Below are 15,453 nucleotides of genomic sequence, written 5' to 3'. Positions count from 1 at the left end.
TTATTATTCGTTATATAAAGTCGGCAATTGAATGTCGGCAGCATTCAGATAAGCGTTAAACGCGAGAGGCGTGCCGCAGCTTTGCATGAGCGCCGCCAGCGACTGTACGTAACTGTTTGCTGCTTGTGCTTGTTCCGTACGTGCTTTGAGTGACTGTGTCTGAGCCTGCACCACTTCGATAGGGGTATTCACGCCTTCTTGCAGCCCCAATCGGCGTAAACGCAGTACTTCTGCAGCCAGATCAACATTGCTTTGTAATGCTTGATAACGTGATTGAGCATTGTTGACATCGTGCCAGTTTTTTTCTACTAATAATAATAGATTGTCACTGACTTCAATTTCAGACAAATCTGCTTGGCGGATTTGGGCATTGCTCGATGCCAGCGATGCCGTTTTATCTAGTCCGCCCCATAATTTCCAGCTTGCCGAAATACCAGTAACCCAACTAGGGTCTTTTTCAACTTGACTATAGCCATACAGCATGACAGTAGGCTTGTAACCCGTATCGGACAGTGCGTGTAACTGCTGTGCTTGCGCACGCTTGGCCGCTACTTTTTGTAAACCTGGATGATTGGTCAGTGCCAAATCTTGAAAGTAATTTACATCTGGTAAGGGACGACTAGAGACAAATAGTGGTGTGGTAGGTTTGATGCGATATTCGGTACGCAATAGGCGTTGCAAGGCCATCATCGCAAGGCGTGCATCATTGTTGGCATTGACGGATTCGCTTTTTGCATCGGCCAGTGCAGACTGTGCTTCTAACCGATCAACACGAGAGATGAAGCCTTCTTCAAACAGTCGCTGAGCCATATGGTCAGTCTGTTGCAGAGTATCATAAGCATCTTCGCGTAAGTAGGCCGCAATGATAGCCAACTGCGCTTTGAAATACCGCTCAATCAACGTGTTATATAGCTCATTTTTATCCAACAAGCTGTCTGCGACGGCTTCTTGAGTACGAGCATCAGAAGCGCCTATTAAGGCAGTTGTGCGTCCAGCGGTATAGATAGGCCATAAGACACCAAGTCCTGCACCCGATGTTGAGCCCGAGCGTTTTATATTATAAGAATCTGGGATACGCTCATCAACCAATCCATCAAAATCGGGCAAGTTTGGTATAGCTGGGACGATGCTGTCTATTTCGCTGACAACACCACTTTTGAGTGATGATAAATCAACATCAGTGTCCAGATGGTAAGCAGTCGCTGATACTCGTGCAAATACCAATGGGTTGTCTAAGGTGCTTAGCGCATCAGTCTGATAATCACTGGCGGCGATTGCTGCTTGATTGGCAGCGATTTTCGGCGATACTTGTAATAAAATATTTTGGGCTTGTTCGAGACTCAATAAGCTAGGTACTTCTAAAGAATAACTATCATCGATACTTTTATGAGTAATTGGGTCGATAACCGTAGATAGACCAATTGGTTGCTGAGCTTTATTCAGTTCTTGGTTTGTAGTAATTGAGCTGTCTTGGGCACGGGTTTTTTGAATATCGCTTGGATAGTCGGCATCAGTAATTTGTGTCACATTATTCTGGAGCTCAGTATTACTCTCGTTTGCGCTTGCGACATTGGATGCCGCTGAAGCTATAAGCGCAACCATCATCACCGAATTAGATAGAGTCGATAAAGCAAATTTCATAAGTCACATAAGCCATTAATTAGAGTGCAAGGTGTTTTGGTGTCAGATAACGTCTTAACTATAGCGAAAGTATGAACCATTGTAGCTATTTACTGATGGAGAAAAGCCGAAATACCAGTCTATTACAGAGACCAGAACTTTGTTATCAATAACAAAGCGTACACTGTAGTGCCACAATGGTGACGGGTCAATGCTCAATATTCTCCTGTTTTCTATTGTATAGTCAATAGCAGTATGATAGAGAGCTGATTTAGTTTTAAAATATTCGTTTATAAGTAATGTGATAGCGAATACCATGGGTGGCGTATTTTTAGGTTTGAGCGGATTAGTATTCAATAATTATTATTATTAAATGACATTATTAGGTAATGTAAGCAGTAATACGTAATGAATGATTGAATCATTGCACCAATTAATGAATCGTATAAACAATACCAGTAGAAGGTGGGTGGCATGGCAGGATACATTTTGGCTTTAGATCAAGGGACAACATCGAGTCGCGCGATATTGTACGATGACCATGCACGTCCGATAAAAATGGTACAGCAGCCGACAACGCTGCAAACACCCAAAGCTGGATATGTCGAGCAAGATGCCCAACAAATTTGGCAGACTCAGATTAGCTGTGCACATGATGTGATCAATCGGGCAGGCCTACTTGCTACCGATGTCGCCAGTATTGCGATTACCAATCAGCGTGAGTCGATTGTTATTTGGGATAAGCAAACGGGTAAGCCCTTAGCGCCTGCTATTATTTGGCAAGATCGCCGTACGGAGCGCTATTGTCAAACATTGGCTGTGGAAAAGGTTACTAATGATAGCGATGAAGACATGGCAAGTGAAGTACAACGTATCACAGGCTTACGTCTAGATCCTTATTTTAGTGCCAGTAAAATTGCTTGGTTGCTCGAAAACAATCCCAAATTGAGCGTGCGTGCTAATAGGGGTGAAATCGCGGTCGGTACGATAGACAGTTGGCTTATCTATAAACTGACTGGCGGAGAGCATGTCATTGATGTGACCAATGCTTCTCGTACGTTACTATATGACATTCATAAACTGGCGTGGTCACAAGAGTTGTGTGCGCGGTTTGCCATACCCATGAATATCTTGCCAAAGGTTCTACCATCTGATGGTGATTTTGGTAAAACTAAAAAAGGCCTATTTGCCAAGCAGATACCCATTCATGCTGTATTGGGTGATCAACAAGCCGCGCTATTCGGGCAAGGTTGTCTCGATGCTGGCATGGCAAAAAATACTTATGGCACAGGATGTTTTATGCTGATGAATATTGGTCAAAAACCAAAACTCAGTGAGCATAAATTATTGACAACCATCGCGTGGCAAAGAAAACCTATGCCAACTCGTCCAGAGAATCTATCGTTTGATCAAATCGTACAATCGGGTAAGCGTATGCTACAGCCACCCAAAAAAGAAGTGACCTATGCATTAGAGGGCAGTGTGTTTATGGCGGGTGCGATCGTCCAATGGCTGCGTGATAATTTGGGTATGATTCAAAAAATCAGCGATGTTGAAGATTTGGCACGGCAGGTAGACAGTAGTGAGGATGTGGTTTTGCTACCTGCATTTACAGGACTTGGCGCACCTTATTGGCGCTCTGATATCAGCGCGAGTATCACGGGCATGAGCCGTGGCACTACTAAATCGCATATTGCGCGTGCAGCTCTAGAAGCAGTGGCTTATCAAACTTACGATGTCCTCATTGCCATGCAAAAAGACAGCCCTCATCCGCTGACTGAGCTAAGAGTAGATGGCGGTGCGGCCAATAATGATTTGCTGATGCAGTTTCAGGCTGACTTACTTAATGTACCAGTACTGCGCCCGAGAGACACAGAAATTACTGCCAAAGGTGCTGCGTTACTGGCAGGCTTAAAAACTGGGCTATATGACGAAGCAACGATGCGAGCATCATGGCAAGTTGAGCGGATTTTTGAACCTACAATGTCCAGCGATATTCGTGAGCAACACCTCAATAAGTGGAAACAAGCTATTGATCGAGCATTAAGAACGGTATAAATGGTCGAACAGTATCATTAAAACGCTGTCACTAATTAACGGAAGATTACTTAACGTTGTTGAGTGTTCTACAAAAACATTATAAAGATACAGGCTGTAACGCAACGCAATCGCAACTTGGACACAGTTTACATAATCTGCCTATCCGTTGTTATCCATAAATTATTATACTTTAGTCGAATTAAGCAAACGTGCTGATTCTTCAGAAATTGGTAAAATTACAATTTTAAGATTCATAACTTAATAAATAAGCACTTAAGAAACAGGTGCTTAAGAAACAGGCACTTAATAAATCGAATATATAATAAACAATTAAGGATAATAATATGAGTAACCATGACAGTATTGATCGCAGTGAAGTAAAACATATGTCAAAAGAGGCAAAGCAAGACCTAAATGCTGACATTATCACTGGTGAGCCAGGCTCACATCCACTAGGAACAGGTATTGGTGGTGTAGGCGGTGCAGCGGCAGGTGCAGCTATTGGTACAATGGCAGGTCCACTGGGTACCTTAATTGGTGGCGCTATTGGTGCTATCGTTGGCGGCGGCGCTGGACATGCAGCAGCAGAAGCTCTTGATCCTACCCATGAAGAAGCCTACTGGCGCGCAGAGCATGCCAATGCGGATTATTACAAAGAAGGCTATAACTTCGACCGTGATTTGCACCCCGCCTATGCAGTAGGCTATGCTAATCGTGCTAACTATCCCGTAGATGCTCGGTTTGAAGATCATGAATCAGAGCTAGAGCGTTCATGGCACGAAGTAAAAGGCGAATCGCGCATGGAATGGAACGATGCACGTAGAGCATCACGTGACGCATGGAACCGTGTATCATAATGAACAATAACAATATAGTTATTTATGTTAATTAGTGAACTAAAATCAACTAGGTGAAACTAACAGCATATTAAGTGTAAGTAAGCAAACAGTGTGTAAGCTTGCACTCTTATGACCAGATTGAGTAAATTTGTAGATATTGCTCTATTAACAGACAGAATAACTTGAATTTATGCATTTTCGAAGCTTTCAAAGATTTCTTTGGGGGCTTTTTTGCTGTATATTGTTTGTTATATATGCATGTTATTTCCAAAAAACACTATTAAAAACAAATGTTAAGAATAATAATAGTAGGTAATCCATGAATAATAATATAAAAGAGAATAATTCAAAGCAGTTTTACATAGCCACGGCTAATTTGCTAAATTTTGCTAATCCAGATCGTATTTATTACGAGAATGCCCCCGCTTATAATAGTGATGAGTATGAGCACAAACTACAGGGTATTAGTGATTTATTATCAAAAGCACATGCTGATATCATCGCTGTGCAAGAAGTATGGGACAGTGATGCGCTTGAAGCATTGGCAGTCTCGTTAGGATTTAAGGCGGAGCATGTGGTCGTTCCCTTGGCCAGTAATGACGTGTCGAGTCCTTATACCCAAGGTAAAGGCGCACAGAACACGCCTGCTGTTGGCATTATCAGCCGTTTTGAACAGCTGGAAAGCAGCTTGTTAGAAGAGATTTTACCTGAAGCGGTGATTGAGGTTCCTGATATAGGTCCTTATCAGCGATTTAATCGTCCGCCGTTGGTGGTACGTGTTAATGCATATGGCCAACCAATAACGATTATCACTGCTCATCTTAAGAGTAAGCGTGCTTTTTTCTTACGTGATAAAAATGGCATCTTGTTAGAAGATATGGACGATCCTAATATTAGAGTCCGTGCCAAGCTACGCAGTTTATGTATGCGTGCTGCAGAAGCCGCTTCTATTCGTATGTCTATTATAGAGCGCTTGCAGCATACTCATGAGCCATTGATTTTATTGGGTGATATGAATGATGTTACTGGTAGCGTCACCACCCAACTAATGGCAGAAACGGGTGAAGTTAACTATGACAAAAGCATGCGCGATATCGCATTGTTTGATGCTGCTCGAATTCAATCACGCTATGGCTGGATGAAAGATGTGGCATATACCCATATCTATCAAGGCATGCCAGAAGTGATTGATCAACTATTTGTTTCAGAAGAGTTTTTGCCTGACAGTAAGTTTTCACTTGGTCAGGTTGAATGGGTGGACTATTTCAATGACCATTTAAAATGGGATTATGCAGATAGAGTCATCGATCATGGTATTATAAGAGCGAAAATAAAACTTAATAGTTAGTTTTATTATATTAAATTGCACTAAATGGTCAACTCTATTAGATTGTTGATTTACACATTATTTTTTAACCCATTTATCTCCCTTGCTTGATGGTGTACAAGCGTTTATGATGCGTCTCCGTTAGATGTAGTAGCGCTCATATTGACGCTATATTACTTACTAATAGGATGTAATAATTTCATTTTGGACAAATATTATCCAATGAAAATTGTATTTATAAAACAGGGTGTAACCTTAAGAGACTTATAATGAGCGAAAATAAAGACGAAAAGATTGAAGACGTGTTGGTAGACTCGGAACTGGCAAAAAAACTTGTACCGAATAAGTTTAAGTTTACGAGTCAGCAAGGCCGTGCGCGCCGTCAAAAATTGTTGGCTGGTGCCAAAAAATTGAGCGAAACGCTACCAATTAATGATATTACCTTGGCTGCTGTCTGTGAAGAAGCGGGTATTCCAAGAGCATCTGCTTATCATTTCTTCCCTAATATTGAAGCAATATTTTTAGCATTGCGCTTTTTGAATGCTATTGAAATATTAGAAATAGTAGAGACGGTTGATGTTGGTAATTATGATAGATGGCAGGGCTATTTAACCGCACTGATTGACCAGTGTGTGACGATATTTCATAATGATGAAACGAAAGCAAAGCTCATTTATGACACCAACACGCCTGATTTTGAAGGTGATAGTTTTGGTGAAGACATTAATCATCAAATCGTTGATTTGGTTTACAAACGTCTATCAGAACGCTATGAGATGCCAGGTTTCCACGATATCCAAGATACGTTGTTGATTGCTTATAGTATTGTCAATTCTATATTTACATTGTCTTATCGCCGTCATCAGAAAATCACTGATGAGTATATCCAAGAAGCGAATACTGCATTTATTGCCTATTTACGTTGCTACTTGCCAGAGAAGCTACCACGTAAAAAAGTATCAGTGTAGAGCAATCGCCTTAAGAATGTATAGAAAAAGCCGACATAATATGTCGGCTTTTTTGTGTTTAAGATTTTAATAATTCCATTATCAATGAATATGGCTATGATTGCTTTATGAAACTGGGGTCAACACTTGCCCTTGGCAAACATCATCACCCGTGTCCAAAGGCGCATATTGCTTATAATAGCGGACGATTAGCTGTTCTAAATTTACATTGGTTTGTGAGTCGTGCGCGTTTACATAAGCCTCACGTGCTTGTTCAAGCCAGCGGTCTGCCATACGAAAATGCATACTTGACTCTCGCCAGCCGCGCTCACATTGATTGGTGGCTGCCCAAATGAGAGCCACTTCGCTAAATGCTATCTCACGTGGTGCTGAGGCGATACCATCACTATCTTTAAGAGCATTTAAAGTTGCCCATAAATCAGGTCGCATAAGAGCAGAGTTTGAAGGTATGTCTTGATGTAGTGCGATGTTTGGTATCGTATCAGTCTCTAGCGCTTGCAGTATCGACTCGGCCATTTCTGTCGCTATACGACCAGCAGATGATTTGCTATTCATACTGTCTTGATGAATAGCGTAGTTTAGCCATCCTTGTGCCTGGTAAGCAAAATACTGTTGCTGCACAGTTTTATCAGCTTGTTGGTAAAATTTTAGCTGATCTACCATACAGTTCAGGACGCGTTGCTCATTACTTTGGTATCTATAAGAAGGCTCTTGGTAGTGAGCATTACTACGACAGTCAGTAATGCTATGTTTATCTGTGATCTGTACAGTAGCACTGTCTGCCAAAACAGGTGAGACAGTTGTTAGCAGTACTGTTGCCGACAGTGCAGCATATATCGGCTGTTTGCGAGAAATGGTTTTAATTACAGATGTAAACATGGTGCAAACCTTATATTAAGGTAATAAGTATTGATATTTAGCATCATTATGGCTAGAACTATGGCCTATCGGTTGATGCTAAATAACAGAGTAAGTGCAACATTGTTCTCAGTAACTGAGAACAATGTTGTCAAACTATAAGGTAGAGTCACTGGCTAGACGGTTATTCTTGCGTGGATCTTCACGTTTGAATAAGTCTTCATCAAACTTAAAGCGCAATCTGAAGTAAGCGCCTTCTTGCGTACTGTCATCATAGGCAATATCTTCATCTTCAAAGCCCATGAAGTTATAGCCAATGGATAACCAAAGATTGGTCATTGGGCTATAGCCTACTTCAGCACCAAGCATATAAGCCAAGTCATTTGCTTGCTCGTTCCAGTAAGTACCCGCTTGCATGCCGATATCCCAGCGCTCACTGATGTCATAAAGACCGCGACCATAGACGGCATGAGCAGTGTTATCACTCGTCAACCCATCTGCTTTGTATTCTGTATATTTACCTGCATAGCGACCAGACCATGTCATAGCACGCGTAGGATGGTAGTTACCGTTCCATGACCACACCATGGTATCTTTCTGATAAATATCATCGCCAGTATTATTGTCATCTAAACGATATTCAAACTTTGCAAGCATGTCTAGCTGGTTGCTATCGTAATCACGGTATGCTGCACCTAGCTGAAAACGGTTGATCGTACGATCACTATCGTCATAGTCAATACGCGAATAAATGTCTTTAGCCAATAAGGTAATATCGTCGGTATAGCGGTACGCAATACCTGCGCTACCGAGTAATGTATCGCTCGTCTCGCCCCAACGTTTCTCAAAACGTCCTGATGCTTTGTAGTCTTCTTTTGCAAGATACTCAACGCCGATACCTGCCGCCGTTGCCGTGTTATCTTCTTCACCTTTAAGAGATTCAACGCGCTCAAATAAGGTATTTAAAGTCAGACCTTCTTGAACATACCACTTGTTTTTTAGACCGATAGCAGCTTCAGCTTCGCGAGCACTAATGGCATCACTCATGCGGTATTCGCTATAGACTTTGCCATCTTTCATATAAGCGGCATCAAAACCGAAAACTGTACGCTGACGTTCATCAGTGTCATCAAGGCCATAAGTACCAGATAAGCTGTTGATCAAATCATGACGGGCATATAGTCGGCCCAAGCTTCCCATTGGAGTTTCACCACCAATAGATGTTGCATTGCGTGAGCTGTGTTCAATATCTTGCTCATATTCTGCAAATACCAATGAATTATTTAGCTTCGGCAAATGCGCTGTGATACGGGCGCGAGCAGTGGTGCCTTCGATGTCCTCGTCCGCACTGCTGATACTGCTTAACGCTGACTGATTGATGATGTCGTCATTGAACAAGGTGTCGTTTGTGATGTCCAAAACATCTGTTGCAGCTTGAGTGTTACGTGAGGCAGCGGTTGCGTCTTGTTTGTAGTAGCGCACACCAATTTCACCAACGACGTTTTCAGTCAAGCGATGCTCGATACTGGCTTGTACACCTTCACTGCTAGCATCAGTAGTATGATCTTCTGTACGTATGCCTTCTAACGTTAACGCAGTTTGCTTACTATTTAAAGTACGGTTGATTTCTACACCAGATTCGGTACGCCCAGCAGTCAGTGGCGATGAACCAGTGACAAAACCTTCATCAGCATCGTTGTAATAAGCTTTGGCACGTGTGTTTTTCTTATTATCAAAATCAAGATCGATACGGAATGCGTTGCCTTCGACATTACTGTCGTTCAGCTCTGTGGTGTTAATCTGGTTACTTGGCTGAAAGTTTGGATTTTCAGCTTTGTTCATGGCATATTCAGCGACTAGCTTTAGCTTGTCATTGAATTTAATGACGCTATTCAGGCTAGCAAGCTCTTCTTTGTTGAGTGGATCATCACTATTGATATAACTACCGCCAATAGAAATTTTCTCATTTAACTGTTGCTTGGCTGCGATACCACCAACCAAGTAATCTTCACCACCTTCATCTACTTCTACCGTGACACGGATATAGACAGGGTTGCCATCAATATCTTGGCTGGCAATAGGACTTTTTAAATATAGGCTACGGCTAATAGGGTCAATTTCGTAATCAGCAAAACGTGTCAGTGTCTCACGGCTGACGATCAGTCCAGAATTGTTTGCGTCACGAGTGATGATTTCGATGGTTTCAGAGTTTTCTAGTACGGCATCAAAGTTTTCAGCCAACGGGTAAGGGCCTGAGATACCAAGACCACGAGTCTCATTGACACGCTGGCTTGTACTGGTCTCTGCTAAAAAAGCGGTAACACGAGTATTGCTGTCTTCAAACTGAGCTTTTAGGCCTGTCAAAGTACGATTGTATTGACCGAGCTTGATACCTTCATCATTATCAATCTGAGTCTTTAGATCGCCATACATAGCGAACGAGCGACCTTTATCAAGGCGTACGTAAAGCTTGCTAGTAGATTGGGCATCAAAGCCTTTAGCTGATGAGTCACCATAAACAGGATAGTATTCGCCAGGATCGATATCACGGAATAAACGTTCGCCTTTTTTATCACTGTCATATGCTAATGTCAGCAGATAGTCGCCGCGTACTTTGCCCTTGAGGAACATAGCAGCACGACCAGTCGCTGAATAGTTGTCATCGCCAGAAATTTCATTTAGCTCTTGTTCAAATGCGCCTTGAGCATCAGTGATGCTGCCGCCATCAAAGTCTTTGAGCGAGATAGCACCTTCTACAATACCCACAGCGATCAGTGGACGCAGCTGAGCGGTAAACTGTAGATAGATAACCTGTTTGCTGCTGCCAGTATCGATAACCAGCTCGCCTTTACCCGGTGCGCTAGGTGCGGTTACAGGAATCAATAGCTCGCCACCAGATACAATAACTTGGGTGCCGGCCTTGTCTTGACTACCGTCTTTCAGGTTGATACGTCCGATGTTCGTGTCAATAGTAATCGGTGTTGAAGCAATGTAAGGACGACCATCACGATCTTTTAGGCTGATGACGATTTGGTATTCGCTGATACCGTCGGCAGCTACTAGTTGGGTTTGAGTACGATAGTCAATCGCTTGGAGGCTATCTGGCGTCAATACTTTGATCGTTTGTTCAGAGATGACTTTACCATTGATATCGGTAGCCACACCGCGCAAGGTGTTCTTGCCGCGTTGTAAGTCCACTGCGTAATAATCGAAAGCAGTGACGTTTTGCTTTTCTTGTTCAGCTGTTTTACCTATTTTTTGCTCTGATACCGCTTTGCCGTTGGCATATAGTGTGAATATTGATCCAAGTGGTGCTTGTACCTGTACTATTTGCTTATAAGAGCTAAGCTGTTGACCTTCGTTTAAGTTGATAAAGGCAACATCATTATTAGCGACTTCTTTTAGGTATAGCTCTAATTCTTGTTCGACGGGTGGTGCTACTGTCGTCACAGCCATGTCAACACGTTTGCTTGCTTCACCAACCATGTCATTGACGATTGCAGAGTCGCAATTATTACCAAGATCTAAATCGCCGTTGATATTACAGCCACTGGCATCGACATTGTCAGTAGTATCGGTGTTATAGTCAGGGTCTAGTGTCAGCTCTGTTTTTACCGCTTGCTCAAGGGTATCATTTTTAGTACCTACCGATTTGCTGCGAGCGACTAGCTCAGCATTCAAGCGTTCAGTGCTATCGTCCATGCCACCAACGATAGCAAAGTCAGCACGATGGAGTTCGCCATACTTTAAATCGACAAAACGGCTACCAGCATCACCAGCATTTCGATTACTTTGGGTGACCATCTCGGTTGTATGAGGGATGGTGGTGCGGTCTACTTTCAGGACGTGTGTCTTTGCACTGATCCCATAGAAATTATACTTACCTTCAGGATCAGTAACCACAAAGTTACCGTTTTCCATGTAGATACGGACGCCTGCGACACCGAGCTCGCCGTCTTCTTTTTGTTGAATACCGTCACGGTTGATATCGTGGTAGACCTTACCAATGATAATACCTTCCGTATTCATGATGCCGCGTTCTACATCAATTTTCCATTGTGCTTCTCTTGAAGCAACACTTTGACCTTGGTCGTTGCTAGCCACCGCAGTCGCGCGGTTGATACCGTCACCACCTAATGATGAGGCACCAATCAACACACGATAAGTTATCTTTTTACTTTCGCCAGTTGCCATATTACCTAAGCTTAGCACCTGATATTTGCCATCAGCCTTAAACTCAGTAGTCTGTGCTTGATTGATATCTACATTGGTCGTTGGACTGACACGCACACTGTTATCAACGTAATCAAAACCGCGTGGTAGGGCATCTTTTAGCTGTACATCGTAAGCCGTAGCATTACCGTTATTCGTAACATTGATGGTATAGCTGACATAATCTCCAAGATCAGCGCTTTTGACGTCACTTTCTTTGGTCACGACTAAGCTTGCATTGTCATCAATGATATTGATTTGCGTATTTAGATCATCGATACGGACAGTAAAGTCGCTAGCAGTTGGTAACTGATCAGTACCTGTACCGACAGAAGGGTCGATACAAGCATCTAAACTGGCCGTTAAGGTATCGTTGACCAAGGTCTGGATAAATTTATCATCAATCGCATTGGCATTATTTTGTGTCGGGGCAGATAGGCGGTATTTACCGGTGTTATTGCCTGTTTCGATGCCTTTGAGAGAGTAGGTGTCACCCGTTAGTGGAGACTTAACCGTGATCCATACTTGATCTGGCTTATCAGTCTGCACGTTACACTGAGCATAGCTTGCGTCAACGTAGACGTTTTCATTGATTTGTGAGGTGGCTTTGGTTTCATCAAATTGAGGCGTGGTAAATTTTATCTCAGGCTCGATGATAACAAGTCTGTCGATCGCTTCAACCGCTGCTATTGATGGGTCTTCTAGTATGATAGCGCCAATTTTTACATCAGCAGTATCGCCATCTTGACCATTGATATCTGATAGCGCTTGTACGATAAGCTGAATGCTTTCACTCTGACCAAGTTTGATTTGAGCACTCAAGTTATCGAGCATGATTTGTCTATCTGCTGAATCAACTTTTCCATTGTTATTAAGGTCTTGATAGACCTTTAAATTAGAAACTGTTGGCGAGATAGCAAGTGTTAGCTCAACCGTTTGCTCGCTATAACTTGTATTACTCAGTACGTTAACCCAACTTACTTCTGTGTTAGGCATGACAGTGCGTAGAGGCTGCTGAGTCAAGCTGATACCGTATGCAGGTAGGTCTGAGACTTTAGCCTGTACCTGATTTGAAATACCGTTTTGTTTGATAGACTCAACGTCATAAGCCACATTAGCAATATTATTGATAGTTTGCACGAGAGTAATAGGCGCAGCAAACGCCATATTTGATTGCATAAGCAACATCGCTAATGACAGCGCAGAAATCTTCGCTGTACACAATGTGATACGATTAGACGGTGTCATGATAGATAGAGTCATATGTCGCTTATCCAATAAAACATAAAGGGGTAGGGTAAGAGCCTTCTAGCTTGGCTAATAAAAATCGATTAGGTCAAGCTAGAAGGGTGTTCTATAAGCAGCATTCGCTACTCATAGATTTATTGAGTTAATTATTGATTGGTACCGGTCTGTGAAGGTTTCGCAGAAAACACAACGTTAGCGGTTGTATTAGCTGCTACAGTTGCAAACGTAACTTTTATCACCTGACCAAGAGATTGATCGGTTGCTGTCGGCGAAGCTGAAAAGCTGTTAGCTTGATAAGTAAGCGTAGATGCCAAAGTATCTGATACGACAAGGTTGTTAATTACTCTAGCGCTATCAGTAAAAGTGTTCTTAGATTCTAACTTATAGAAGATACACTGAGCAGCAGTCGCTGTTACATTTCCAGTTGACCAAGCAGCAGAGCTAACAGCAGGATTCGCACCACAACTATCTACTATTTGGTATTTTGTCAGATTAACACCTTGCATAGTCGTAGTAGACGTTGTGGACAATGGATTATCGCCAGTACTAGTAGGTGCAGCAGTACCGTTAACTGGACCCTTAGGCTGAATGGCTATTGTCAAAGTCTCAAAGTCGCCTATGTTATTTACATTAGCTTGTGTAGAGTTTGGATCGTTGCTACCTTCACCTGACGAGGCAACTTGCACGCCAATTTTGACGCTTTCGCCAGGAGCTAGGCCTTTACGATTAGTAGTACTTCCTGTTATGAAAGGAGTGGCAGCGTTCAGCTCATAAATACCGTTCACACCGACGAGTTCAGTTTCACCTGAGTCAAATTTACCATTGTTGTTAGCATCCACGTATACACGTGTGATACTGATATTAGGGTCATCGATAATGCCATTATTTCTAGTAGCAGTCGGTTTTATAGACAGTTTTACAGAACTATCATTATCGCCTGTTCCTGCTGCTTCTGTGACATCAGTACCGTTGTTGGTGATGGTATAAGTATAAGTGTTAGCAACATCATTGTTAGTTGCAGGAGTGACCAAAGCCACTTCTTTGTTTACACCTGGAGTAATAGCAATAGCACGAGTCTGATTAGTCGTTGTCACGGTTGCATTAGTATTGTCATCTTTACCTATTGTAGGCGTAGCTGTATTTTCATAAGTGCTCTCTGTTAGGCCACCTGCAGTAGCACCATCATCAGACCTATCAATGATATCCGGGGTGTTAGCGTTTACATCGCTCTTAGTATTATCTTTAACAACTGCATAGTTGGTAAATAAGCTACTAGTTGTTGCGCCAGTTGCTTTCTTAGCACGGAAAGTAAGCGTAATAGTTTCGCCTACTTTAACGTTTTGACCTGTCACTGAGATGGTTTTACCATCACTAGATATAACAGGTGTAACTGCTGCGCTACCGTTAGAAGATATAGTGGTCGGTGCAGTGTAGCTAGTCTCAGTAGACTTTATGGCAACTAAGCCTGTAGGTAAGTCATCAGAAATAACAATGGCAGTACCATCAATATTGCCTTCGTTTTTAACGGTTACAGTGTAATCAACATAAGCATTGGCATTATTTAAATCAAAGTTCTTGTTTAAAAGATTGGTTTGAGCTGATTTTACGATTTTGTATATTGGAGTTGTTGTTTTAGCATTATCAGTGTTGACTGCTGTATAAGTAGCAGGAGCTGTGTTTGCAGATTTCGATTTTAAGTAAGTACTTTCAGCAGTAACCGTCAAGATACCGTTAGCGTCCGCAACACGCTTAGTATCAGACTGAGCAGTAACGGTAATGAGCGCTTTTTCACCTGGTGCCAATGCAATTGAATCGTTATTAGTAATAGTTACTTCACTACCAATGTTAGTGCCAGCTGCATTGGTTTTTTGATACTTAATAACACTATTGCCAAGGTTGTAGTCAAAATTATCGCCAGTTACATTAGCAAGAGTGATCTTGTAAGTGTCGTTAACGTTACCACCGTTAGTCAATGTATGAGTGAAATCTACTGTTGAGCTCGCTTGCGCATTAATAGTACGGTCTTTACCAAAATCATCATCCTTTACATCATCAACTACTGTTGATATCAAAGAGAACGAACCAGTTTCAGTAACATTCACCGTAACTACATTCGACTCTGCAGTCTGTGAAGTGGTATTACCGGCGACCGTATAAGAAGCAGTTGCTTTGTTTGTTACATTAAATGAACCAGAAGTACCACCCGTCGGGGTAGCAGCATTGGCAGTAGTGATGCTCATTGCTGTGGCTAGACCAACAGCCAACACTGAGTACTTAAATGAATTAGGTTTCATACGGTAAATTTCCTAGGGGTTTAATTAGAGGTGTTAAGAGTCAATAG

Annotated in this window: 8 protein-coding genes; 4 read left to right on the top strand and 4 right to left on the bottom strand. The window is 42.2% G+C overall.

What is annotated here, in order from left to right; all coding sequences use genetic code 11:
* Positions 1-3 precede the first annotated feature (3 nt).
* Positions 4-1,641: a TolC family protein gene (locus tag AAEY75_RS02470; RefSeq protein WP_197216284.1), complete on the bottom strand. Its 1,638-nt coding sequence runs from the start codon at positions 1,639-1,641 to the stop codon at positions 4-6.
* 453 nt (positions 1,642-2,094) lie between these two features.
* On the opposite strand from AAEY75_RS02470, the gene glpK reads away from it, so the two are divergent.
* From glpK to AAEY75_RS02450, 4 genes are all read left to right on the top strand, one after another.
* Entirely contained in the window at positions 2,095-3,678 is a 1,584-nt protein-coding gene (gene glpK / locus AAEY75_RS02465; RefSeq protein WP_352258199.1) for a glycerol kinase GlpK, read from the top strand.
* Between the two features lie 326 nt (positions 3,679-4,004).
* Positions 4,005-4,517 carry a hypothetical protein gene (locus tag AAEY75_RS02460; protein ID WP_352258197.1) on the top strand — a complete coding sequence of 171 codons (513 nt, stop codon included), beginning with the start codon at positions 4,005-4,007 and terminating at the stop codon, positions 4,515-4,517.
* 301 nt (positions 4,518-4,818) lie between these two features.
* Positions 4,819-5,847 (top strand): endonuclease/exonuclease/phosphatase family protein, encoded by a 1,029-nt coding sequence (locus tag AAEY75_RS02455; RefSeq protein ID WP_352258195.1) that lies wholly within the window; start codon positions 4,819-4,821, stop codon positions 5,845-5,847.
* Between the two features lie 248 nt (positions 5,848-6,095).
* Entirely contained in the window at positions 6,096-6,794 is a 699-nt protein-coding gene (locus tag AAEY75_RS02450; RefSeq protein ID WP_197216278.1) for a TetR/AcrR family transcriptional regulator, read from the top strand.
* A gap of 105 nt (positions 6,795-6,899) precedes the next feature.
* Here AAEY75_RS02450 and AAEY75_RS02445 read toward each other — a convergent pair whose 3' ends face one another.
* The 3 genes from AAEY75_RS02445 to AAEY75_RS02435 all read right to left on the bottom strand — a co-directional run bounded on the left by AAEY75_RS02445 (position 6,900) and on the right by AAEY75_RS02435 (position 15,406).
* Positions 6,900-7,673: a hypothetical protein gene (locus AAEY75_RS02445; protein WP_352258193.1), complete on the bottom strand. Its 774-nt coding sequence runs from the start codon at positions 7,671-7,673 to the stop codon at positions 6,900-6,902.
* Positions 7,674-7,808: 135 nt separating this feature from the next.
* Positions 7,809-13,127: an SdrD B-like domain-containing protein gene (locus tag AAEY75_RS02440; RefSeq protein WP_352258191.1), complete on the bottom strand. Its 5,319-nt coding sequence runs from the start codon at positions 13,125-13,127 to the stop codon at positions 7,809-7,811.
* A gap of 131 nt (positions 13,128-13,258) precedes the next feature.
* A complete protein-coding gene (locus tag AAEY75_RS02435) occupies positions 13,259-15,406 on the bottom strand; it encodes a beta strand repeat-containing protein (RefSeq protein WP_352258189.1) in 2,148 nt (715 codons plus the stop codon).
* Positions 15,407-15,453 lie beyond the last annotated feature (47 nt).

Source organism: Psychrobacter sp. TB55-MNA-CIBAN-0194 (genome assembly GCF_040309505.1).
Lineage (GTDB): Bacteria > Pseudomonadota > Gammaproteobacteria > Pseudomonadales > Moraxellaceae > Psychrobacter > Psychrobacter fozii.
This window is presented reverse-complemented; position numbering and strand designations above follow the sequence as displayed.